This window comes from Telmatobacter bradus (assembly GCF_048629425.1).
Taxonomy (GTDB): Bacteria; Acidobacteriota; Terriglobia; order Terriglobales; family Acidobacteriaceae; genus Telmatobacter; species Telmatobacter bradus.
The window spans coordinates 3600827-3624578 of record NZ_CP184532.1; the positions used below are offsets into that span (position 1 = coordinate 3600827).

The 23752-nt window shown below is 56.7% G+C and carries 22 protein-coding genes; 13 read left to right on the top strand and 9 right to left on the bottom strand.

The window, feature by feature from the left end; translation table 11 throughout:
• Positions 1–64 precede the first annotated feature (64 nt).
• Complete coding sequence (locus ACOBR2_RS14780; protein ID WP_420236885.1) at positions 65–2182, top strand: redoxin domain-containing protein; 2118 nt, start codon at positions 65–67, stop codon at positions 2180–2182.
• A 68-nt stretch (positions 2183–2250) separates the two neighbouring features.
• Here the strand turns inward: ACOBR2_RS14780 and ACOBR2_RS14785 are convergent, their stop codons facing one another.
• Both ACOBR2_RS14785 and ACOBR2_RS14790 read right to left on the bottom strand, forming a co-directional pair.
• Positions 2251–2448: a hypothetical protein gene (locus ACOBR2_RS14785; RefSeq protein ID WP_420236886.1), complete on the bottom strand. Its 198-nt coding sequence runs from the start codon at positions 2446–2448 to the stop codon at positions 2251–2253.
• A 731-nt stretch (positions 2449–3179) separates the two neighbouring features.
• A protein-coding gene (locus ACOBR2_RS14790; protein WP_420236869.1) for an IS5 family transposase occupies positions 3180–3937 on the bottom strand; the annotation gives its coding sequence in 2 pieces (ribosomal slippage) (positions 3180–3622 and positions 3622–3937; 759 coding nt in all).
• A gap of 170 nt (positions 3938–4107) precedes the next feature.
• Between ACOBR2_RS14790 and ACOBR2_RS14795 the strand changes: the two genes are divergently transcribed.
• From ACOBR2_RS14795 to ACOBR2_RS14815, 5 genes are read left to right on the top strand one after another with little or no spacing between them, the layout of a single operon-like run.
• Positions 4108–5115: an AAA family ATPase gene (locus ACOBR2_RS14795; RefSeq protein ID WP_420236887.1), complete on the top strand. Its 1008-nt coding sequence runs from the start codon at positions 4108–4110 to the stop codon at positions 5113–5115.
• Entirely contained in the window at positions 5112–6056 is a 945-nt protein-coding gene (locus ACOBR2_RS14800; protein ID WP_420236888.1) for a hypothetical protein, read from the top strand. The genes ACOBR2_RS14795 and ACOBR2_RS14800 overlap by 4 nt, the downstream gene beginning before the upstream one ends.
• Positions 6053–7261 carry a DUF2201 family putative metallopeptidase gene (locus ACOBR2_RS14805; protein ID WP_420236889.1) on the top strand — a complete coding sequence of 403 codons (1209 nt, stop codon included), beginning with the start codon at positions 6053–6055 and terminating at the stop codon, positions 7259–7261. Before ACOBR2_RS14800 ends, ACOBR2_RS14805 begins: the two co-directional genes overlap by 4 nt.
• A 44-nt stretch (positions 7262–7305) precedes the next feature.
• On the top strand, positions 7306–7791 hold the full coding sequence (locus ACOBR2_RS14810; protein ID WP_420236890.1) for a ribonuclease H family protein: 486 nt from the start codon (positions 7306–7308) through the stop codon (positions 7789–7791).
• Between the two features lie 11 nt (positions 7792–7802).
• Positions 7803–8408, top strand: coding sequence for a siphovirus Gp157 family protein (locus ACOBR2_RS14815; RefSeq protein ID WP_420236891.1), 606 nt, complete (start codon positions 7803–7805; stop codon positions 8406–8408).
• A 272-nt stretch (positions 8409–8680) separates the two neighbouring features.
• On the opposite strand, the gene ACOBR2_RS14820 is transcribed toward ACOBR2_RS14815, so the two are convergent.
• Genes ACOBR2_RS14820 through ACOBR2_RS14830 form a run of 3 tightly spaced genes read right to left on the bottom strand, consistent with a single transcriptional unit; the run spans position 8681 to position 14443 of the window.
• Positions 8681–9847 carry an efflux RND transporter periplasmic adaptor subunit gene (locus ACOBR2_RS14820; RefSeq protein ID WP_420236892.1) on the bottom strand — a complete coding sequence of 389 codons (1167 nt, stop codon included), beginning with the start codon at positions 9845–9847 and terminating at the stop codon, positions 8681–8683.
• Positions 9789–13010 carry an efflux RND transporter permease subunit gene (locus tag ACOBR2_RS14825; protein ID WP_420236893.1) on the bottom strand — a complete coding sequence of 1074 codons (3222 nt, stop codon included), beginning with the start codon at positions 13008–13010 and terminating at the stop codon, positions 9789–9791. Before ACOBR2_RS14825 ends, ACOBR2_RS14820 begins: the two co-directional genes overlap by 59 nt.
• A gap of 5 nt (positions 13011–13015) precedes the next feature.
• On the bottom strand, positions 13016–14443 hold the full coding sequence (locus ACOBR2_RS14830; protein WP_420236894.1) for a TolC family protein: 1428 nt from the start codon (positions 14441–14443) through the stop codon (positions 13016–13018).
• An 86-nt stretch (positions 14444–14529) separates the two neighbouring features.
• On the opposite strand from ACOBR2_RS14830, the gene ACOBR2_RS14835 reads away from it, so the two are divergent.
• The 4 genes from ACOBR2_RS14835 to ACOBR2_RS14850 all read left to right on the top strand — a co-directional run bounded on the left by ACOBR2_RS14835 (position 14530) and on the right by ACOBR2_RS14850 (position 17826).
• Positions 14530–14712, top strand: a complete 183-nt coding sequence (locus tag ACOBR2_RS14835) for a hypothetical protein (protein ID WP_420236895.1) — start codon at positions 14530–14532, stop codon at positions 14710–14712.
• Between the two features lie 910 nt (positions 14713–15622).
• Positions 15623–15826 (top strand): HNH endonuclease signature motif containing protein, encoded by a 204-nt coding sequence (locus ACOBR2_RS14840; protein WP_420236896.1) that lies wholly within the window; start codon positions 15623–15625, stop codon positions 15824–15826.
• A 660-nt stretch (positions 15827–16486) separates the two neighbouring features.
• Entirely contained in the window at positions 16487–17263 is a 777-nt protein-coding gene (locus ACOBR2_RS14845) for a hypothetical protein (RefSeq protein WP_420236897.1), read from the top strand.
• Entirely contained in the window at positions 17260–17826 is a 567-nt protein-coding gene (locus tag ACOBR2_RS14850) for a hypothetical protein (RefSeq protein WP_420236898.1), read from the top strand. Before ACOBR2_RS14845 ends, ACOBR2_RS14850 begins: the two co-directional genes overlap by 4 nt.
• A gap of 77 nt (positions 17827–17903) precedes the next feature.
• On the opposite strand, the gene ACOBR2_RS14855 is transcribed toward ACOBR2_RS14850, so the two are convergent.
• The 4 genes from ACOBR2_RS14855 to ACOBR2_RS14870 form a co-directional block, all read right to left on the bottom strand.
• Positions 17904–18650, bottom strand: coding sequence for a helix-turn-helix domain-containing protein (locus ACOBR2_RS14855; RefSeq protein WP_420236899.1), 747 nt, complete (start codon positions 18648–18650; stop codon positions 17904–17906).
• Between the two features lie 268 nt (positions 18651–18918).
• Positions 18919–19095 carry a hypothetical protein gene (locus ACOBR2_RS14860; protein WP_420236900.1) on the bottom strand — a complete coding sequence of 59 codons (177 nt, stop codon included), beginning with the start codon at positions 19093–19095 and terminating at the stop codon, positions 18919–18921.
• A gap of 43 nt (positions 19096–19138) precedes the next feature.
• Positions 19139–19855: a hypothetical protein gene (locus tag ACOBR2_RS14865; RefSeq protein WP_420236901.1), complete on the bottom strand. Its 717-nt coding sequence runs from the start codon at positions 19853–19855 to the stop codon at positions 19139–19141.
• A 729-nt stretch (positions 19856–20584) separates the two neighbouring features.
• Positions 20585–20884 (bottom strand): helix-turn-helix domain-containing protein, encoded by a 300-nt coding sequence (locus ACOBR2_RS14870; protein WP_420236902.1) that lies wholly within the window; start codon positions 20882–20884, stop codon positions 20585–20587.
• Positions 20885–21092: 208 nt separating this feature from the next.
• Between ACOBR2_RS14870 and ACOBR2_RS14875 the strand changes: the two genes are divergently transcribed.
• Genes ACOBR2_RS14875 through ACOBR2_RS14885 form a run of 3 tightly spaced genes read left to right on the top strand, consistent with a single transcriptional unit; the run spans position 21093 to position 23651 of the window.
• Positions 21093–21812 carry an RNA polymerase sigma factor gene (locus tag ACOBR2_RS14875; protein WP_420236903.1) on the top strand — a complete coding sequence of 240 codons (720 nt, stop codon included), beginning with the start codon at positions 21093–21095 and terminating at the stop codon, positions 21810–21812.
• Positions 21809–23128 carry an anti-sigma factor domain-containing protein gene (locus ACOBR2_RS14880; protein WP_420236904.1) on the top strand — a complete coding sequence of 440 codons (1320 nt, stop codon included), beginning with the start codon at positions 21809–21811 and terminating at the stop codon, positions 23126–23128. Before ACOBR2_RS14875 ends, ACOBR2_RS14880 begins: the two co-directional genes overlap by 4 nt.
• A 37-nt stretch (positions 23129–23165) precedes the next feature.
• Complete coding sequence (locus tag ACOBR2_RS14885; protein ID WP_420236905.1) at positions 23166–23651, top strand: response regulator transcription factor; 486 nt, start codon at positions 23166–23168, stop codon at positions 23649–23651.
• The last annotated feature ends 101 nt before the right edge of the window (positions 23652–23752 follow it).

Below are 23752 nucleotides of genomic sequence, written 5' to 3' on the forward strand. Positions count from 1 at the left end.
GCGTTTCTTTCGTAGAGCGCGCGGCCGGGTTGAACCGGACAACCGAGATGAAGAAGGGATTGCAATGAAGGCAACGATAGTGCGCATAGGCGGCGCGATTTGCTTAGCCTCGATGCTGGCAGTGGGGACCGAGGCGGTTGCCCAGGAACCGGCAATGGATAGGACGCAACTCACCAGCGCCTATGCCAGCCACGACGAGAATCTGCTGACGCAGAGAATCGAGTCTCTGACAGCTGCGCACCCTGACGATCCGGAACTGCTGGCGTGGTCGGCGGTGTTTGGATGGCGTCATGAGGCGATGGCGGCGGCTGACAAACTGCGCGGGACAGCGAAGGAATCAGCATGGGCGGCGCTGGCGCGTTGCGCGGTGGACAACGGATGGGAGGCGCGCAACGCCTGTGAAAATGCCGTGACCGCCGCGCCGGAAAACAGCGAAGTGCTGACGTTGGCCATGACGGCGATGACGCGCAAGCTGCATACATCGGTGTCGAAGGAGCAGACGGCGACGTTTGTGCACGAGTTGGAAAGCTTTGTTGGGACGCATCAGGCACAGCTTGACAAGACAGCCGAAGGGCTGACGCTGCAGGCCGAAGCGCTGCAAGCTGCCAACAGGATGCAGCAGAAAGATCGCACCAAGGATGTCGAGACGCCGGTTGACCGCGCGCTCACGCTGGGTGCCGGGAATGTGCGCGCCGTGTTGTTAAAAGCAGAGTTGCTCGGCCACCGCGACAGATCTGCCGCCGCCCAACTGCTGGCGGCAACGGCTAAGAACTCGGATTCGCTGGCGCTGCACCTGGCGTATTGGCGAGCGGCGACGTCCGCTCCGGGCAAGAGCAAGGACGCATCCATAGCCATTGCCGTGGCAAATGCTCATATATTTCTAGCCAAGCTCAAGCCGGACGATCTTGCGGCGCAGGGGATAATGGGCGAGCTGTCGTCAACGCCCGAGTTGGAGCAGGCCATCGGAAAAGTAATTGTGGAGCTGTTCCCGGACAGCGCGGCTGCGGAAATGGCAAGCTATCGGGTAACGATGATCGACGATCCGCATAGGACAGCGGACCAGAACCAGCCCATGCAGGCGGCGGCGCTGGAAGCCTATCTCGACAAACCTGTCCATCGCTCGACGTTGACAGTACATCAGGCGAATGAGTCACTGAGCTACATACTGCCCAAGCTGGAACCACTGGATACGGAGCGGCTCTACAAGTCGTTGGCCGCGCTGGATGGGGATTCCGCGCTTGCGATAGAGGCGCTGGCGGAGCATAAGTCATATCTGCCTGAGTTAGAGTCTTATGCGGAAAAGCAGCTCGATGCACAGTGGAAAACCCTGCAGGAACGATTGCTGGACCAGACCGACAAGGATGGGTTTGTGGAGTTCGAGTTATCGGAGGTCGTTGCGCCGTGGCAAAATGCGCTGGGTCTTGTGTATCTCGAAGAAGGCAAGCTGAAGGAGGCCGGGCAGAAGTTTCAGGCATCGCTCGCGCTGTGGCCTAAGAGCGCGGACGCGGCCGTGCGGTTGGGTAATGTGTATGCGGCCGAAGGAGACACAAAGAAGGCTGAGGCGCAGTATCTGAAAGCGCTGGAGCTTCCCTTCTACCGTGCGGGCGAGCACGTGGCAGTGCAGGCGCTTCGGTCGAGCTATCTTCAGACGCATCCGGGCGACAAAGATGGACTTGCCACCTATCTGGCGCCAATTATCGACAAGGATCGAGAACGGCGCAAGGCTGCGATTCTGCGCGAGCGAATCGCCGCGCCGCAGGCGATACCAGCCTTCCAACTGAAGACGTTGGACGGCAAAGAGCTTTCGAGCGAAAGCCTGAAGGGCAAGGTGGTGGTGGTGAACTTCTGGGCAACATGGTGCGGGCCGTGCCGGCGAGAACTGCCGGACCTGGATAAGCTGTATCTGCGGTACAAGGACGACTCCAAGGTGGTGGTGCTATCGATGTCAATCGACGACGCGGATACGCCGGTGCAGACGATTGCAGATTTTGTGAACGGACACAAATACGCATTTCCGGTGCTGCTCGGAGCACAATACGGAGTGGAGCACAACATAGCGCCAATTCCAATGACGTGGTTTATCGATCCGGAAGGACGGAAGGCTTTTCAGAAGATCGGTTACACGAAGGATCTGGAAGAGGAGTTTGGCTGGCGTATGAAAGCGATTGAAGAAAAGCCTTGATGAGGAATGAAAATGAGGCGGTGCTCAGTCAGCTGACTTAACATCGCATAAAACAGTGAGAAGGTGCGTCAAAAAATGAGCCCCGCGTGGTGCAAGAAGGAAAGCGGTAGCTTGGATTGGCGCACTCGATTCATGCCGCTCGACACGCCGTCTTCGGCCTCGCCAAGTCCGGAAACATAGCGGTTGGCCGATTCCTGGCCTTTGATATTGCTCCATAAGTCCTCGACCGGATTCAGATTTGAAGAATAACCCGGAAGCGTTTCCACATCTGAATATTGGCTAGACTACTCTGAGGCTGGACGATCTGATCCACTGGAGGACTCGCCTTCGCTTTCGCACGGCAAAGCTTATAAGAGCCGGAGGGGGGGCGATGATCTGCCGATTTCAGAAGATCGTTAGCTATTTGAAATCTGTTTTAACTGTGGCGCTAACCGCCATAAAATGAATGCAAATGGGCGATTCATGGGCATGTAATGCCGCATCAATATACTCAGAATATGGCGATAATGTCAACTGCGGAGCAACGCACAGAAATGCAAAGTCGTGGGTTGTCTGTGGACCCGCGCTGGCAACTTGTCGAACGTATCGTTGCGTCGCCCCACTTGGCAAAGTCTGCTCGTCTGTGTACATTCCTTTGCTACATATGTGAGGAGGCCCTGCTTGGCAGGGGCGACCAACTGAACGAGCAAAGGATCGGTGAAAAGATTTTTGAGCGGAAGGCCGGATACGACTCAGGGGAAGACAATATCGTCCGGTCGAACGCCAGCAGGCTCCGGCAACGGATCGAAACCTATTTTCTAAACGAGGGCCAAAACGAGACCGTCCGTTTGTCGTTGCCTCGCGGAGCTTACGTTCCTGAATTCACGAGCATCGCTTCGCCCTGTGAAGAACCCGCGAGTTACACCGCATCCCAGCGCGATCTTTCACCCATCTCCCGCGAAACCGATTCGAGAGATTCCATCAAAAGGAAGGCTGGCGTTGTTAGGGCGTGTTAACACTATCTGAGGGCTTCGACGATCAAAACGAAATTGATAAAGGCGAGGAAGATCACATCGAGTTTTTCGAATCTGGAGAAGATGCGGCGGAAGCCCTTCAGCCTGCGGAAGAGGCGTTCCACTTCGTTACGCTTCTTATAGAGTTCGCGGTCGTATTCCCAGGGATCGAGCCGGTTGGATTTGGGCGGAACCACCGGAATCATGTCTAGATCAAGTACCAACTGCCGCGTTTCGTTGCCCTCGTAGGCCTTATCCATCAGCATCGGAAGACCTTCCGGCATCGGCCCAAGATCTTCCAGCAGCGCTCGGCCTTCTGGCGCATCGTGCGCGTTGCCCGGCGACAGAGCAAACACTACCGCCGTTCGAGCATTCGCGGCAACCATATGAATCTTGGTGTTCCATCCGCCGCGGGATTTGCCGATGGCCTGAGGTCCATTTTTTTTAACGCGCCTGTTCCATCGGGATGGACCTTGATCGAGGTTGAGTCGAGCGAGAAGGCTTCAATCTTGATGCGCACGATCTGCTCGGTCTGCAACTTCTCGAAGACGCGATCCAGAACGCCATTTTTGGCCCAGCGATTCATGCGCGTATAAATACTATGCCAGTTGCCAAAGCGAGGCGGGAGACCGCGCCATTTGCATCCTTGCTCGGCAACATACAGAATCGCGTTGAGAACTTGGAGGTTCTGCAGTTTCACATTCCCGCGCTGAATCGGCAGGCTATCTTTAATCTTTTTGTACTGCTCGGCCGTGATCTCCATTAACTCCAATTATAACAAATTTAGTGTTAACACGCCCTAGAAATCAGTTTATATCTTCGTCGCTGTTCCGCCCCAAAGCGGTCAGCCCGGTAATCCAACGCATTCCCGAATAGACGGCTGACCGGCCAATCTTCACACCTGAATCAGTATTCCGCCTGAGGTAAATCCAAATGAAACCATCCAAGCTTTACGAGGCGCTTCATGCGCTGATCGGCGAGCGTGTGCCTCTGCATATCTGGGGCGCGTGCGGCGTCGGTAAGTCGCAGATCGTTGCGCAGGTTGCGGACGATCTCGACTTTGATTTCCTGGACGTTCGCGCCGTGCAACTCGATCCGGTCGATCTGCGCGGTCTGCCGCGCATCAAAGATGACCAGACCGAATGGGTTCCGCCCAAGTTCCTTCCCACTGCCGGGAAGGGTATCCTCTTTCTCGACGAACTGACGTCAGCTCCGCAGATGACGCAGGCTGGCTGCTATCAACTGGTGCTCGACCGCAAACTGGGAGAGTATGTGTTGCCGGACGGCTGGCTGGTCATTGCCGCCGGCAACCCGGCCTCCGAGCGGGGTGTCCATTTCTCGATGCCGCGGCCGTTGCGGAATCGTTTTGTCCATCTCAAACTCGAAGCGGATCTCAACGACTGGTGCAAGTGGGCCGTAGGCGCGGGCGTGCGGCCGGAGATCATCGCATTTCTGCGCTTCAAGCCGGACCTGCTGCATACCGCCGATGCAACCTCGGATGCCAATGCCTGGCCCACTCCCCGATCCTGGGAGATGGCCTCCAACGTTCTGCGCGGCATTGCCAACCGGCAGAAAACCACGTTCCTATCCGGGGCAAGCGAGTTCGAGGCACAGTTGCTCGACGGCACAGTTGGGCCTGCGGCTGCGGCAGAGTTGATTGCATTCTTGCGGCTCTTTCGCCAGTTGCCGTCGATCGACGAGATACTGCTTAGCCCAGAAACGGCACCGTTGCCGACAGAAACATCCGCGCAGATCGCCATTGCCACGGCGCTGGGGCGGGCCATGACCGACAGCTCTGTAGCCAGAGGACTCAAGTACCTCGACCGTATGCCAACCGAGATGCGCGTCATGGCTATGCGCGATGCGGCGGCGCGGGACACCGCTATCACCCACACGCCGGAGTTTGTTCGCTTCGGTGTGCAACAGGAGGCCATTCGATGATTACTGAACGAGCCATGCTCGCCGCCGTCCATATCAGCATTTGGACGGCCATCAAACACGACCGCAAGATCAGCCGCGACGTTGCCGACCAACACGGAGCGCACCAGGGCGCGGGCCGCTACAACAAGCAACTGCTGCGCGGCGCCGACAAACTCGATGAACTGCGCACGCTGGCTGGGCAGGTGCGGCAGTATTTCTACAGGATCACGCTGCCGTGGTCCGATGAGGGCTTCCGCCTGCTGCCATCGAACCTCTACTTCGACTTGACAGCCCGTATGCGCGAGTTTGAGGCCAGCTTTGAGCAGGGCGTGGAGAGCTTTCTTCATGTCTATCCGCAGTACATCGAGCAGGTACGCCCGGAGCTGAACGGCCTGTTTCGAGAGGAAGACTATCCTGCCGCCGACAAGCTGCGCAAGAAGTTCGGTGTGAAGCTGGAGATACTTCCTATCCCGACTGGCAACGACTTTCGCGTGCAGATGTCGGCCGAAGAGCAGGCGCGCGTGGCCCGCGAGATCGACGCCAATGTTCGCGAGTCCTTGACGCGTGGAACCGAGGATTTGTGGAAGCGGCTCAGGGAGGTGGTCTCGCACATGGTGGACCGGCTCAACGAGCCGGAGTCCCGTTTCCACGCGACGATGGTCACGAATGTCTTCGACCTGGTGGAGTTGCTGCCGCGCCTGAACGTGAATGGCGACGCCGACCTGAATCGCTTCGCAGACCAGATCAGGCAACGGTTGTGCAACTTTACGGCGCAGGACCTCAAGAAGCACGACCTGCTGCGCGTGGCCACGGCAAACGATGCCGCGGAGATCGTTGCCGAGATCGACAGCGTTCTGCGTGATCGCGAAGCCAGTGTGCCGGAGGAGGCACCAAACGCTCCAACGGTCGATGACATTCTCTCCCGTATGTCTGCGTACATGGAGGTGCCACTGGCGGCATGAGACATGAGACACCAGCATCCATTCGCATTCAGAAGGCGCGGACAACTTTGTTGCTCGACCATCCGTTCTTTGGCTCGCTTTTGTTTCGCTTGAAGGGGCGAGAGAGTCGGTCGATTCCAACCATGGCGACTGATGGCGTGTCGCTCTACTTTAATCCCGATTTTATCGATACGCTGAACTCGGCAACACTGGTCGGGGTGTTGGCCCACGAGGTCATGCACCCCGCGCTCCAACATCATGTACGGCGTTCAGGGCGCGATCCCAAGCGGTGGAATGAGGCGTGCGATTACGCCATCAATCCACTGCTGCTCGATGCTGGCCTCAGTCTGCCGAACGGCGTTCTTGTCGATCACCGTTTTCGCGGCATGAGCGCCGAGCAGATCTACAACCTGCGCGATGCAGAAGCACAGCCGCAGTCTGGTGGCCAGAACAGTTCAGATGCCGGTGCCGGAACTGGCGCAGGCGAAACGCCAGAAAAACAAGGCAGCACCGATGAGCCAACTGCGCCAGAGACAGAGGGCGGCATCGGCCAGGTTCTTGATGCACCACAACCTGACGAAGAGACGCCAAGTGCGGAAGAGCAGGCGCGAGAGTGGAGTGTTGCTGTCAACCAGGCAGTCACGCTCTCGAAGCAAGCAGGTAAGGCTCCTGCGGGTCTGGCCCGAACTCTCGAAGGAGCCGCAGAGGCAACGGTGGACTGGCGCGAACTGTTGCGCCGGCTCTGGTCAGACACCATCCCTGCCGACTCGAGTTGGATGCGGCCCAACCGCCGCCACATCTGGAACGGGCTCTATCTGCCAGGGGTTGTGCGCGAGGGTGTCGGAGAGATCGCCATCGCTGTCGATTGCTCCGGCTCGGTGAATGGCCGGTTGTTGCGTCTCTTTGAGGCTGAGGTCTGCTCGATCCTCGAAGGTCAGCGGCCAAAGTGCGTTCATGTCTTGTACTTCGACACAGAGGTACACAAAGTGGAGACCTATCAAGCCGGAGAACAAGTTCATCTCAATCCCATTGGCGGAGGAGGCACAGACTTCGGTCCATGCTTCGACTGGCTGGACGAGCAAGGCATTCAGCCGCAGACGCTGGTATTTCTGACCGATCTTTATGGGGTGTTTCCCGAATCCACCCCCGACTATCCCGTGCTCTGGGCCTCAACCGGCGACCGTCATGCACCCTTCGGCAGCGTTATCCCCATGCAAGCGGCATAGCCAATGCTCGGCTCATTGGAACTGACGTGCTACGGAGCATCCCCATGAACAAGCAGTTCTTCATCTTTACCGATGGCTCGGCCATCGGAAACCCAGGCCCTGCCGGCTGGGCAGCTATCGTGCTCCACAGGACGAAGCGGCAGGAAATTGCAGGATCGGTTCCGTGGGCGACCGTTTCTGAAATGGAACTGCGCGCCGCAGTCGAGGCACTTCGCCTGACGCCAACCGGCGCGCGAATCGAACTGCGCTCTGACTCGGAGTTGCTCATCGACGGAATGCGATTCCGGGTCTTTCGCTGGCAGCGGTTTGGCTGGCGCAATAGCCGTGGCTTCGAGTTGCAGAACCAGGAACTCTGGCGCGAATTGCTCCAGCTTAACGAAGTGCGAACAATTCGTTGGCGCTGGATTAGAGGGCACAATGGCCACCCGATCCAATCCCGCGCAGATGCGCTTGCCTACCAAGCCGCCAGGCAGCCACCATTCAGGAACGAATTGCCGCTTGATGCTGCTGGCATACCACAACTCCAGTGAGGGAGAAGACCATGGCAACGATTGCTGAAACAAATTCGCTTTTTGAGATCGACGCGGAACTCGACGGCCTTCTCGATGAGATCGAGGAGCAAACTGCTCTTGGCGACGAACCTGACGGGGATCTCGTCGCCCGCTTCCAGCAGTTCTGCTCGGCCCACGACGAAAAGGTGGACAGGATCGGGCGCTTCCTGCGCCGGATGGAGGCGCGTGAGCAGTTTTGCCGCGCCGAGGCTGCTCGCCTCGGCGACCGGGCACGAGCCGCGGCCGGCAAGGTTGAACGAACGAAGAACATGGTGCTCTACTACCTGATGAGCCGTGAGCTCAAAGCGATCGAGGGACGCGAGTTCACCTTGCGCGCCCAGAAGAATAGCCAGGAGTCTATTCGGATCACAGACGAGTCGGCACTTCCGGTGGCTTTTCGCCGGATCGACGCTCGTATTAGCGGCGTTCTCTGGGAAACTGTTCTGGCAAGTCTCCCCGACGAACTCAGCAGAATGCTTGAGAGTGCCGTAGATGAGTCAAGGCCAGATAACGACACGATCAAAACTGCCATCCAGCGCGAAGAAGAAGTTCCCGGCGCTGAGTTGCGGCGAGGCTGGCACCTGAGGATCAAGTAGCAATGAGACCCAACCTCTGAGGACATGAATTTCTCCGGGGCTAGTCAGAGTGTAGCCAACCCAGAATCTCCCGGGGGATTTGGGAATACATAGCGACATTTCAGTGGTAATCTCCGGATAGCCGGTAAGATCCGCCCACACCGCGCCGCACACGTTGGCTTTTGAAAAAGATAAAGCCGCTCATTCTGGATGTCTTCGCCAAGACAGTAGGATGAGGATCTGCTTCGCACGCTGACGCTAGATTGCTCCGAGAGCTGTCGCTCTGTCCTCACTCATCGCACCATCGTGGTCGGTTGTAACTTGACTTTCTCGCCTGATCGAATCGCATCTGTCGCCACTTTGACCACTTGATCGCCAGCCTTCAAATCTCCGAAGACTTCGATATCACTCTCGACGGTCAGGCCCGTTTGAACCGTAACCCACTCGGCTTTGCTATTTTGCACTCTGATGACAAAGGTATGCTGCTGATCGCTGGTGACAGCAGAAGTGGGTACGAACAGCGTCGGATAGCTGCGATCCAACGGACATTGCACTGTCGTATAGCTACCCGGCGATAGCTTTCCATTCGTATTCAGAACGTCAAGCTCGACAGGCATCGTCCGGGACTTTTCTTCTACTTCATGGGAGATGCGCTGGATAGGAGCAGTGAATTTCTGAGCCGGATAAGCAGGGACGCTGAAGGTCACCTTTTGGCCCTCCTTTATATCACCCACCTGCGCTTCCGGCACCGGCACAACCAATCGCAACCGCTTGTCATTAACAATTTGGAGTATCGGCTGTGCACCGGCCTGGCCCGACGCAGGACCGATGAGCGCTCCAGGATGGAGATTTCGGGTAGTCACGACCCCATCGAATGGCGCTGTGATGCTGAGATAAGATTCGGTCTCACTTACGCTCTTTAGCGCATGACGAGCAGCAGTAACATTCTGCTCTGCCGCCGCCACGATTCCTTGATCGGCGGTGACGGTTTGACCTGCGACCGCCACGTCATTTTCTGCGAGCACTCCGGGAGTCTTTGCCGCCGCCGCCATATGCAGGTAGGTACCGTTGTCAGAAGCCAGCTTTGCCTGTGCCGTTGCGAGTTGGGATTGAGCTGCATTCACCGCGGCCTCTGCCTGGGATCGTTGGCTGTTGAGTTCCGGCGCCGTCAATCGAACCAGAACCTGGCCGCGCCGCACATGCGATCCACGATCCACGTTGACGGTCTGTACGAAGCCTGTGACCTTGGGAAAGATATCCACGGATTCGTAGGGGAGTAACTCCGCCGGTAGGGTAATGGTCGTATGCAGCTTGCGCGACGCTACCGCCACAGTATTTACCACCGTCGCCGAATTGGGGCCTGAAGGCGAGGTCTTCTGATCTGCACTCCTATCAGGCGAACTATTGCAGCCGAGCGCAGCAAGGAGCAGAACATTGGAAGCTAAGAGCAGGCGTTTCATCGTGCGCCTCCTGTTTGTTTGTGAACCATTTGCTTTCAGGATCTTCGGGATCGAGGGATCTGGAGACGGTTGAAGCATTGCGCTGCGCGATCCCGAAAACCATGGGAAGAAGGAACAATGTCGCTACCGTTGCCACAAGCAAACCACCAATCACAGCACGCCCCAAAGGCGCTGTCTCTTCAGCCCCTTGTCCAAAGGCGAGCGCCATCGGGATCATGCCCGCGATCATAGCAAGACTCGTCATAAGCACCGGCCGCAAACGCTCTGAGGCGGCGGCTCTCGCCGCCTCGTGGGAAGCCGCACCCTGAAGACGATTTTGCTCCGCGAAGCTGACCAGAAGAATTGCGTTGGCGACTGCGACACCAACCGCCATGATGGTGCCCATGAAGCTTTCGAGGTTCAGCGTCGTTCCCGTCAACAGAAGCATAAGGATGGCTCCTGCGAGAACCGCTGGCACCGTGGAGAGCACCACCAAGGCCAGGCGAAGCGATTGAAAGTTCGCCGTGAGCAGGAGCAGGATGACTCCAATTGCAGCGGCGAGACCGATAGAAAGCTCCACAAAGATCTGTCGTAAAGCGCTGACCTGGCCCCGTATTTGAGTTTCAACTCCGCGCGGTGGCTTCCCCGCATCGACCAAAGCCTGCTGGATGTCATTATTGGCAAGCCGGAGGTCGCGATTGGCGACGTTGGCAGAAAGCGCGAGCATCCATTGACCGTTTCGCCGATCAAGCTCCCCAGGCACGGCTGTTGCCCGTAAATCGGCGAGTTGGTTCACCAGCGGTTTAGTGCCGGTCGAACTGTTGACGGGGATATTGCCTATGTCCGCCATCGACGTCATCTTCGCCTGGGGCACCTGAATCTGTACCTGATAGGCGATTCCAGATCGGGGATCACGCCAGAAGCTGGGAGCAGTGAAGCGGCTGGATGCGGTGGAGTCCACAATCGACGTTGCCACATCGTTTGCGGTTGTGCCGAGCTGACCGGCAATCGTCCGGTTCACATGAACTTCGATAGCCGGATACTGCTGCGGCTCCTCATACTCCAGATCGCGCAGAGAGGAGACGGTTGCCAGCTTTTGTCGCACTTTTTCGGTGTAGGTGGCAACGTCAGCATACTGCGGTCCCGCGATTGTCACCTCAGCCTGGGAAGACGATCCGAAGCTCAGGATCTGGCTTACGAGGTCGCCTGGATCGAAAGAGAAATGAACATCCGGAAACTGCTTCGACAGTTTTTGTCGGAGCTGGTTCTCGAGGCTGGCGACCTTCAGAGGTGATCCCCGCTTCAACGAGACATTGATAATTGCTTGCTGGGGGCCACTCGTAAACAGATAGACCGTATTGATCGGATAGGAAGAGCCTTGATTTCCGACGTATCCAATACTCAGCTCCAGGTTCTCTTCGCCAGCGACGTTTTGAATCGTGTCCAGAATCCGCCGCACAAGGTCCTCGGTAACGGCAACGCGTGTTCCGTCCGGTGCGTCGATCTTCAGCCGAAATTGCGAGGACGCAGCGGAGGGAAATATTTCTTCGGCGATGTGAGGCGTGACAAGCACGAGCACGAGCAATGCGGTGACGCCGTACAAAGCGAGAAGCATGCCTGGAGCACGCATGGCGCGATCCAATGTCCGCTCGAATGCTCCACGAAAACGATGGAACCGTTCTTCCCGGTGCCCTGTGCCATTTTCGTCCTTCAACTTCAGCATCCAGTTCGCCAGTACGGGGACGAGGGTACTGGAAAGAAGATAGGACGCAAGCATCGCGAAGCCGACAGCAAGAGATAAAGGCAAGAAAAGAGATCGAGCCGGTCCCGTCATGAAAAAGGACGGAATGAAAACGGCCATTACGCAGAGCATGGCCAGCAATCGCGGTCGTGCAACCTCGCGGCTGGCCAGCAAAACAGCGCCTGCAGTATTTTCCCCGGCGGCCAGATGGACATGAATGTTTTCAAGTAGGACGGTTCCTTCATCAACCAGCACGCCGACAGCGAGGGCGAGCCCACCCAGGGTCATGATGTTGATGGTTTCTCCTACGAGCGTAAGCAACACGACGGCTGTCAAAAGCGCCAGCGGGATCGTAATGACCACAATGAGCGAAGATCGCCAGTCACGCAGGAACAAAAACAGCGTGAAGCCCGTAAGAAGCGCCCCGATCAGTCCCTCGCGCAAAACAGAGTTAAGAGCGTCCCGCACATATTGCGATTGGTCGAACTCATAAGTGATTTTTATATCGTCTGGAATGAGTGACTGAAAGCGCGGGAGATTCTCTCGCACCTGGTTAACCACGGTGAGCGTAGAAGCATTGGGCCGCTTTGTCACCGGGATATAAATCGTTCGCTTGCCGTTCCGCAGACCATAGCCGGCGAGAAGATCGGATGAGTCCGAGACGCTGCCTATATCACGGATGTAGACCGATGGCCCGGACCCAAGCTTCAACGGTATTCCAAGCAAGTCGGTAATCTGAGTCACATTCGAGTCGGTCGTGACGAGGGTATGGGTCGTGCCGATATCGGCGTTGCCGGAAGGTTGAACAATGTTTCCGGTGGCGAGGGCCTGGGCCACGTTCTCCGTTGACAGCCCATACGCTTTCAGCTTCTCTGGATCGACATTGATGACGATTGTGCGCTGGTTGCCCCCGAACGGAGGGGGAGAAGTTACCCCAGGCAATGTCGCGAACACTGGGCGGACGCGATTGAGAGCGAGGTCCTGAATCTCACCGAGCGTTCGTGTCGGGCTTGTGAAAACCATATACCCAACAGGCAAGGTTCCGGCATCATAGCGGACTACGAAGGGGGCCACGGTGCCTGCCGGCATATATGCTCGTGCCCGGTTTACCTCAGAGATAGTCTCCGAGAGCGCCTCGCTCATGTCGGTGCCCGGATGGAAGGAGAGGCGTAGAAGTGTTGCGCCCTGGATTGACTTAGCCTCCACGCTCTCAATGCCGTTGATGTATAGGAAGTGGTACTCGTAGTAGTAGGAGAGGAATCCCTCCATCTGCTGCGGACTCATGCCCCCGTAAGGCTGAGCAACAAAAATGACGGGTAAATCCAGATTTGGAAAGATGTCGACGCGCGTTCGCAATATCGCCAGGATGGAGGACAGGCCCAAAGCCACGACTAGAACGAGAACCGTGATGGGGCGGCGAAGAGCAATTCGGATCAGCCACATGGTTGTTATCTTCCTTCCGTATGGCTTTGAATTGTCTGCAAGAAGGGTTGAATATCGCCTTGCGCCGCGGCAACTCCAAGTTCCGCGCGCCACACACTCAAGCGGGCGATAGCGTCATCAGCTTGAGCCTGAGCCAAGACTCCTTCCGAGGCCGCAACATCCACTACGGTCGCGAGCCCGGAACGATACCTCGCTTGCTGTTGTTGTTCATTTGCCTGTGCGGCGGACAGTTCAACCGGGGTGTTGGCCGCAATTTGACGCGCCCCCGTCAGCCTCGCGCGAGCTTGCGCAATGGCTGCCGAGACATCATCGAGCGACTGGTTGTACCGGGCCTCTTCTGCCTGAACATTTGAAGCCTGCACCTTCTTCTGTTCTCGAATGCCGAAGAAGTCAAACGCCGAAAACGTCACCTGGAAGCCCGCTGCCCAGTTGAACGTGTCCGGTGCCAGTCCTGCCGTGCCTCCAGGAAAATGCCCGCTCGCATCTGTTCCAGCGCCCCTGCCGGACACTGCCGCAAGTGTGCTGAAGCTCGGGACGTAGCTTCGATCGAGCAGATGTTTCTGCGCCTCTTGTTGATGGACCCGAGCGTCTTCTTCAAGAACTGCCGGATGGGAAGTCGGTAGCGTCGAGGCAAGCTCGGCAAGGGGAAGCACCGCGAGCATTTGAGAGACGTCGATCTCAACTTCCTTGTCGCCGTCGGGAAGATACTTTGCCAGCGCTAAACGGCGAATCGAGGCTTCCGTCTCTGCCTGGATCAATTGATTGCGGGCCAGGGCAAGTTGCGCGTTTGCCTGCGATGCGTCGGCCCCTGGACGGAGTGTGTTGTCAACCAGAACATGGACCGCCTTGTTGAAGGACTCATTCCGCTCGACATTTGCCTGTGCAACCTTAACAAGCTGTTGGGCAGCTGCAAGATCGAAGAAGGCGCTTGCTGCGTTTGCCGTCACCTCAAGCGTGGTCAGAGCCGCTGTCTGCTTCGCGGCTGCGCTCCCCTGAAGGGCGATATCGATTTTCGCGCGCCGCGCCCCAAAATCGAACGGTTGCCAGCTCATCAACATCCCGCCACCGCTGCTCCAAGCGCTCCGGGAAGGATCGGACGCGATCACCGGACCCGAAATAGTCGAAATCACACCTTGTGGAAGCAGTAGCCCATAGATATTGTTCGCCGTCGCCCGATTTGTTTGCCAGAGCAAATCAGTTCGCGGCAGGTAGACCGTTCGTGCGACACCGACTTGGCCATTTGCCGCCCTTGTTTCTGCTTGTGCGGCTTGGATCGCAGGGTAGTTCTTGCGCGCGAAATCGATCACCTCCGCTAGCGTGATCTTTCGATCATTTGTCGTTCCCACGCTCTGTGCGGAGGCAAGAGGGGAACATGCCGCTTCAAGGATGAGCGTGCTTGAAAGGAGCAAGAAACTAAGGATCTGGTTACGCATGGTAGTACCGTCGTTGGGATTTCAGAACCACATCTCGAACTACACTCATTGCGTACTCCTCGTGCTGATTCGGGCATTCTGGGTCGATGACCGAAGGCCAAAGCGAGACACAAAAAAACCTGCGGGCTGAAGCCTCGCAGGCTGTGCGGCGTTCCTTCCAATCTTCCAGAGTGTTACAAAATGGAAAATGCAAGATCGCGGTCGCACAACTGCGCGGGAATACGACAAGCGATGGTCTTAAGATGGCTCACATCATCACGTTAGCTTAACGTGCAGGCTGCGTCAAGAAAGTTTCCCCCGTGCTAGGGGCTCCCCGCGCGGGTCCCTTTCACGGATTTGACACGAGATGGACGCAGAGAGCTGATCGTGGGCTAGAAGCTAGCCCGAGCCATTCCTGAACAGAGAGATGTCCCCTCTGGACAGTCACGCGGGCAAATGCCGCTCAGACGGCTATTCAAGCGGCTCCGGGTGTGTCGTAACCTATTCGGAGATAACCATTTGATCAACACCATTTGCTGCGAATCGGGAAGGCCGAATCATCAACATGGCCAGATCTTCGACCTCACGGCTCCCCAGAACCGTCCATTTTCGGTTATCAGGCCGGATTACCCCCGAAACGCCATAAGCTCCGGGAGCCTCCTCGGACCGCAACCAAGCAGGATGCCTCAAGGTTCCAGTCGCCATACCAACGCCGGTTACTCCTGCAGCCTGTTGCCATTGCGTGTTCAGGATGTGCTGACAACAGCGCTTCGCCATGTCAAGGTTTTCTTCTATATCGATATCCCCGCGGACTTCACAAGAACTGCATCGGCTGGATCTTGAACCGGACCGCTTGGCGCGCCGGCCACATCGCCAGAGCGGCGATAAACGGGGTCAGCGAGCACGACATCCTGCTCCAGACCAGGCACAAGTCAGCCGAGATGCTCGCCAAATGCGCTTCCGGTGGCTGAAGCAGACGATCTCGTTTCCTGCCAATCCCAATCACACCATTGCACCCAAACAAATAAGGAGAACATCATGAGGCCCCGCCGGAACCAACTCTGCCCGATCCACCCCTCCCTCTGCTGCTGCGGCAGAGAAGCAATACCAAGAGAAAGACACCAGCGCCAGCTGGGCGTTCGACGCATTGAAGACCCACAACATCCCCGGGGATACCGGGAACTGAGTTCGAACGGAGAAATGCGGAAACTCCTCGACCGGAAGATTGCGGCCCAGCGTGGCAAGTGCGCCCTCTGTAACGAACCGTTCACTGATTATAGCGACATCGTACCCGACCACATTCATCCCCGAGGAATGGGAGGGGCATGGCGTGACGACCACCCAGAGAACATTCAGGCAGTCCACTGGTGGTGCAACAGGGACAAGGGATCTAGCCGAGTGTGATTTTCGGCCCGTGCGTTATTTCCTCCTATCTGTACCGTGGAGCAACTCGATCATGTCGCCCTCTAACCGGCCGACGGAACCGTGAAACTCCTTCTTCAGGGAGATTGGATTCGTACTGTAAGATCCTCTATCCGAAATCGGTGACATCGACCGTCGATGGAATTGGTGACACCTGTTGCCTATCCGAAACCATACTGCGCAGAAATACCGTGGACATATGTTTCATTGAACGCTTTGCGAGTGTAATCGAATGAGTCAGTAATTGGTCTTCGGGTCCACTGCAATTGCGCATGAGCAACGGACTCCGCGAATTCGTCGGATTCTTCGCGTGAAATCTCTAGTCTCCGCCTCAGCGCACATTTGCGCTCGAAAAGGAGACTCCCCCAATGTCCAAGTATGCTGTGCGAAAACTGTCATTTGTTCTACTCCTCGTACTGTTGACCGGCCCTGTTGGCCGGGCGTTCGCCTCAGGTCCGGGGCAAACCTCCACGTCCTCCCCAACATCGAGCAGTTCCTCATCGCCCACCGCGGACGGCATTACCGGGACCGATCCGGAGCCCATCGAACCAGACATCGTGAGCATCATTCTCACTTTGCTCAATCTGGCGTAAAATCCAGTCCATAGCGCCCCCTGGCGGCCGTCCGAGCGGAGAGGAATGGATGCATTTAACTGATCTTGATCTTCTGTTTTGGACGGCCGGCTTCGGAGCACATTTAATCCTTTTCTGTGTCCTCCTCATCCGCCGCCGTTTTAAGGAATTCCCGATTTTCTCTGCATTTATTTTTTCAAACATCGTAAGGACGGTAACACTCTATTTCGTCGAGCGGCATGGGAACAAAGCCTGCTACTTCTACACCTTTTGGTCGCTCGGGCTGCTCGACACCGGGTTGCAACTTGCGGTCGTCTACGAGATGTACTCCCACACTTTCCGCCCCCTCGGGCGATGGGCGCGCGACATTCGAGGCACGTTGTCCTGGCTTTTGGCGGCAACAATTATTGTTGCCGCGGGCCTGACCTGGCTGGCGGCACCGCCTGTGCGGCTCTGGATGCAGGCAGTTGTCATCAGGAGCAACTTTTTCTCATCCGTCTGCCTGAGCGAACTCTTCGTCTGGATGGTTGTCCTTTCAGTAAAGTCGGGGCTTCCATGGAAGTCCCATGTCGCTCGAATTTCCCAGGGGCTTGGTGTTTATTCCAGCATCGACCTGTTGATCGAGACCGGGCACAGCTACTTCGGTGCGGGCCGGAACACGCAGGTTTATGCGCTGTTGTCTCACTTCCGCATGAGTGCTTATCTGGTCTGCGTTGCGTACTGGATCATCATGCTTTGGCGCAATGCTCCGGAACCGAGGAAGCTTCCAGACAGTTTGCGCGGGCAGTTGATTCGGTTGCAGCATTCTGTGGACTCGGACCTTGAAAAAATTCGTGTGAGGAAATGATGGTGAACACCCGCACGGTCGTTTATCTATTCTCGGTCGCGATTCTTGTGACTGCACTTCTGGTGATCGCCGCGCATTATCTTCGTCGCGCCCGGAGATCTTCACGAAATGATTGGGAGAACCTTTTGAAACGGTTGACTGCTGTGGACCGCAGTTCCATTGCGGAAGTCGCGCTCGACATTATCGACGAGTCCGGGCAACAGCGAAGGGATGAGGGGAGCGCGACTCTCGATGCGGCACAGATATGGAAGCTGGTGGGCGGGCTCGACGGTCTGGAAGTGCTGGCGGCAAATTGCGCCGTACTGATCGATTTGGCATTTTACGTTCAGCAGTGGTATCCCGAGGCGCTTCTTGTGACAGAGCAGATGCGTCTGAGCGCCAGGGAAATCCAGTGGCATGTCGAGAGACTTCGCGGCGCAAAGAGAACCGGCAAGCTGGAGAGCGCATTTCCCATGTATGCCCAACGCGCGGTCGCGACGTATTATCTTATGACGCGCCGGCTACTTGCTCTTTATGAATTGGGCAACCATGTCATGCTGGCCGATTTGGAGAAAGCCATCTGAGGACGTGATGCGGGTCTGGTCGCCTATTTCAGAGAGGTTTGGTGCTCATGTGGCATTTGACCGCACCTGGCTCCCGTCTACGCTGCAGAGGATGTCTCTTCCAAACACATCAGAACGGCGGCGACACGGCCGATCACCTCGACTTCCTTCCGGTATCTCCAGCGTTGACCGATCGCATAGGAAAGGGTATGTGGAACCAGGGTCAGCCATTCCGCATTCTTGTCAAGTTCGCACCAGCCGCAAAAATAGCCTGCATGCGTCAGAAGGAAATAGATCGGGCGATCGAATTCGTTCGTCCAATCTCTCCGGTGAGCGATCGAGCGTCGCAGAGTGTTGATCAGGACAATAGCCCCAGGCCGGATCATCGGATCGAGGGTCTTATCCAACCGCCCGATGATGCCGCGGCGGAATTGACTCGGCAGAGGACCCTCCGGCGAAAGGAGAGTCGTACTATCAGGGATGGGTTCAACGGCGATGCTGTCGGGAAGCCACGACCGCGCGTGCTCTTCTAATGGCCCATCTGTCAGGAGAAGGGTCGTATTGGGACCCAGCGGGCAATTGCGCTCCAATGAATTCTTGGCGGCGCTCGAACAATAGGCAAGCAGTTGCTCAGGGGAAATGCTGTAGATGGCCGCAAGCACGATCAGCTTGATCACAGAGAGACCCCGCCCATCGCGCTCGACACGGTTCAGCCAACTCGCGGAGATTCGGCAAGATGGGTTTTCCCTATCCTGTGCAATACGTAAGCTACGCTCCTCCACTTCACGCAGAGTGAGTCCCCACTTCATCCTGACAGCACGGAGCTTGGCGCCAATCTGTTTCATCTGGAGGCCTCCTGCCGAAACCGCAGATACTTGGGTGATTCATCAAGCGCGCAACCCGTCGCAAAAAAGTAACTTTCAGTACTGTTACCTGCCTCTCGACCACTAGGCCGCGGCCTCGTCCTGACCTGATCACTCAACTGCCGATCGACCACTCACCACATGAGTGTTCTTGGCTCAGATGCGCGAGTTGCGATGGCGCTTCGGCAAACTTCTTCACGGGAAACTCGCCGACTCAGCATGCCGGGACTCGGATCGACAGCAAAATTGTTCAAAAAGCCCAGCTATCCAGTGGTTCATGCCAGGCCGTTTGGCTGACATACTCATCCACAGCGTGATTCATCCATTGATAGGAAATTCGTCCGGCAATCGTGAGCGCGGCAAGTAGCAAGAGGCCGCAAACCGTGTTGGAGACTGCGCCGCAGATGGAGAGCCGTCTCGAACGCAAGCTTGCATCGCAGAACTCGCGGTGATCACCTCGAAGGAATGGCCTATGCTTCTTGAAACCCAGAGTCTTCGTTGAAACCAATGCGGTATTCTCCCTCGTCGTTGTCATTCTCATCGTCCTCCTCCGGTGACTCTTGCCGCAGATCGCTCACCCTGGTAGCCGCAAATGCCGCTCGTTCCCGCTTGTCCCGGCGGACATCGAGAAGTTGTTCGCCGACCGTGTGCTTCGGCGAATGCACGTATTGGACATAGGCTTCGAACAGAGATTGATTGGGAATACCACGCTTCAAGAGATCAGGCAGATGGCGCTTATAGGCGTCCGCTAGGGATTCGGGAGTGATGGTGTAGGAACGCCTTCTGCCGTCCGTGGAAACAGAGGCTTGCAACCAGCCCTGCTCGATCCAGAGACGAATCTCGTCCTTTCGTATATGCAGCGCCCTTGCAAGACTCTCCAGAGAGAAGAGGTCGCAGCGAATCTCTCGTACTCCGAGGCGATTCCTCTGCAGCATACTTCGAACCGACTGGGGTGTGCGACCGAGTTTCTTCGCGATCTCGTCAACAGACCGCTTGACAATCTCCTCGCGCACGAACTCGACTTCCTCGTCCGTCCAGCGGCGATTGGCCACTCTCCCTTTGAGCCCGTACTGGATGACGAAGCGCCAGCATTGTTCGCTGGGACGCCCGGTGTTGCGCTGCAATCGAACGACCAGCTGCTCAAGTTTGTTTCCAGAGAGGACCTTGGCCTGAGCGGCAAGAGCCAAGGCCTCTGGACTCCAGCGTCGGGAGTCCTCAGAGGATGGGGGAAGATTTGCCATACACGCCTCGCTTTGGGGGCACTTCAGGATCGGTTGGTTCATGGCCAATCCGGTCCAGAGTCTTGTCTTTGTCCAAGGCAAAAGAATGAGGACTGTTTGTCTGTCGCCTATCTTTCCTGAGACACCCGTTGCGAAAGAGCACCAGATCTGACTCTCACAGGTCGGTACGACCTGGACTCGCGCTTGGGGATGCAAGCGACGGGTGTGGTCACGATTCTCGGACTGTGTTGAGAACAGTCCCGGAATGGCTTGAGACGAGTCTGCCATTGATTGAATTCGCATTGCAAGGGAAACAGGTTCGCAGGATGCGACATTCTTTTCGAACTCAGCTGCAATCTAACGAGGAGGGTCCCAGTGCGGTAAATGCGGGATATGCGGTGCCAACTTCACGGACTATGGCGACATCGTGCCGGACCACATCAGTCCACTGGGAATGGGAGGGGTATGGAGAGACGATCACCCGGAGAATGTTCAAGCCGTTCACTGGTGCAACGGAGAAAAGGGATCCAGGCGAAACCGAATCTCGATTCTGTGATGTGCCTTAGTGCAGTAAAACCTCGAAGTCATATTAGAACGGCTGCACAGTTCCCAGGTTGTGGCCAGTCAAACTGCGGAATCGGCTAGTGTGAAGATCATCAAATTGGAATAGTAAAGTTCATTTTCGAATACTCTTCCCTAACGTGAGCTACGCTTTTTGACTTTCAGAGAAGCCTTTACCGACGTTGCTTGTGTAATTTCCTTTTCAAGTATGTCCACGAATGTTCGCAGTTCTATGCCTATCGCCTGACAGTAGTCCCGTAGTTCAATGACGTCGATCCTGCGCTCGCCTCTTTCACATTTGCTCACCACACTTTGGTCGCGTTTCAAGAATTCGGCTACATCAGTCTGCGTTCGTCCTGAATTTTCACGGGAACGCCGAAGCGTCGCGAGAAATATCGCGTATTCTTCGCCGAAGTTTGATTTCACTCGGGGCATGAGCGTTGGCTGTCGCTCAAGTTAATAGGCGAAGTACGAATAGTATAAAATCGACTATTTAATTTGGAGGACAAACGCTGCCGCACCAAAAGTGCCGGATCAGCATTGATGGAAGCTGGTTATTGCAAATTATGCGATAATCGACTATTTTGAGATTATCGTTAGGTCGCTCACTTCTCCATTTCGCAATACCAGACCGCGAGGATGCATGAGCTCCGAAGCAGCCTATTTCCCGGACGCGCTCGCAAGCACTTCTGAAGTGCACGAGGCGCTTGGCCGTCCGCTGGAAACCCCAGCCCTGCTCGCCGGAGAGGTATCGGAACGTCCGCATTCGGCCGCCATCTGCATCTCCGAATCCTCCGACGAATCTCTCCTGGAGCAGGTTCGGGATGGGGCCAAAGACGCGCTCGCTCTGCTTTTCCGCCGCTATGCTCGTGCCGTGCACAATGTTGCCTACCGAATTCTGAGGAACGAGGCGGAGGCGGACGATCTGGTGCAGGAAGTCTTTCTGTTCATCTTCCGCAAAGCCGCGCTTTTCGATAGCGCCCAATCGGCAGCGGCTTCGTGGATCATCCATGTGGCCTACCATCGGGCCTTCGACCGGCGTCGCTACCTGAATACGCGCCATTTCTACACCACTCAGGAACTGGACGACACATCCCTGCGCCTGGCCGACAAAAGGGAGGAAATCCCGTTCCACTCGCAGTCGATGGAGGGTATCCTTGGAAAGCAGTTGATGGCGCGGTTTGATGCCAGGCTCACCCCGGAGCAGCGGGAGACCATCCAGCTTTACTTCTTTGAGGGGTATGCTCTCAAGGAGATAGCTGAAGCCACGGGGCGCTCCATCGTCAACGTAAGAAGTCACTACTATCGCGGGCTGGAGCGGATGAAGAAATACGTTCTGCCCGAAAAATTGCGGTCAAAGTGAGTAAGACACCACAAAACGGCTCTGCACAGGGAGCTTGGACGCTGCCGCTCGATCCTCATCATGAGTTCGAGTCGCTCTGCGCGCTCTCGACGACAGGCGAATTGACCGCGGAGGAATGGGCGCGGCTCACCGAACACCTGGCCCACTGCGACGCCTGCCGAGAAGCCAAGCGTCAATATGAGCAAGTGATCTCGACGACAATGCCTGCGCTGGCGGTGGAATCCGCCGCAGAACATGAGGATGAGAGCGCACCCGGTTCATGGTCGATCGAAGAGGCTGAAGCCCGGCTGATGGAATCGCTCCGCGACGAACCGGCGCCGGTACGCGTAGCTTCTGTCTCTTCCTCCTCATTAAGGTCCATCTCGCGTTGGACGCCCGCGCTCCGCTACGCCTTGGCAGCATCCATTCTGTTGGCTTGCGGTTTCGCTGGCTATCGAATCGGCGTTCTGCGGGAACGTGGTTCAGTAGCGATCCATGTGCCGGCGACTTCGTTGGCGGCAAGCAATCCGGCCCGCATGAATCCTCCGGCATCCTTCCCTGCTCCCTCATTGGCAAAGAAGATCACCCCGGACGATGGCCAAGCCAGGGCGTCGCTAGACCAGGCCCGGATGAGCGAAGTGGAACTGGCCAAGCTGAAAGCGCAACTCGCCCAACTGGAAGACGAACTGACGAAGCGAAGTGCAGATCTTGATCGCAGTATCGAGGCTCGGGCGGATCTGGATCGGCAGTTGGCCCTGGCGCAGGCCAATCAACAGAGCCTGCAAGCAAAGCTCAGCCTGACCAGCGAACAGCCTCCCCAGGGGACTCCGCAGTCGCTCGAACTCAAGACGCAAGTCAGGGACCTCACCGCAGCGCTCGCGGACAAGGACAGAGAGATTGGCGAAGAACGGGAGTTGCTGCAACACGACCGCGACATCCGGAATCTGATTGGCGCCCGCAATCTCTACATCGCCGAGATCTACGACGTCGCGAAATCCGGAGACACGCAGAAACCCTTTGGGCGTGTCTTCTACACGAAAGACAAATCACTCATCTTCTACGGCTACGATCTCGACCAGCAGCGGGGTGTCCGGAAGGCCAGCACATTTCAGGCGTGGGGAAGCCACGGAGCCGACAGGCAGAACGCTGTCAGCCTCGGCCTTCTCTATCAGGACGATGCCAACCAGAAGCGCTGGGTGCTGAAGTTTAAGGATGCAAAGACGATTGCGAAGATCGATGCTGTGTTCATCACGGTCGAGCCGGACGGCGGGAGCGCGAAGCCAACCACCAAGCCCCTGCTATTCACTTACCTCCGTCTCGACCCCAACCACCCCTAGCAACGCAGTTCACTGCGATCCATGGATTCGGTGCGCTATGAAATCAATCCTTCTTGCAGACGACGAAGCTCTCATCTGTGCTGAGTTCAAACGGACTCTTGAGGGCTTCGGATTCCAGGTGTCGACAGCTCATACCTTGGAGAGCGCCCTGCGTTCGATTCGAAAAGCTCCATTCGACGCGATCCTTCTTGAATTCAACCTCCGATCGGAGCGCAGAGCCCATCCAACGACTGGAAATGGCGTCAAGCTGGTTCGCCAGCTTCGCGCCATGCATGTTGCTGTTCCCATCCTGATGTACACGGCAATGACCGGAGAACCGTACGAATCAGCTTCCCTCGAAGCGGGCGCTGACGAATTCATCACGAAGACCGCCGGACTTCCTTCCCTTGTCTCTCGCGTTCACGCACATATTCGCAGGCGCGAACGCGATTTGAGAAAAGCGTCAGCGGGAACCAGTAGCCGCAGTGTCTCCAGATCTCCTGAATCGACGCGTACGCGGCGCGCCGTGAAAGCCTCGGAATAGCGCCCATCGCTCAAAGCGCCGCCCAGCAAAAATACTCCATGTACATGCGATTGCACGGACTCCCGCCGCCATCAAGGCGGTGAGTCGTAGATTTGCTGTCG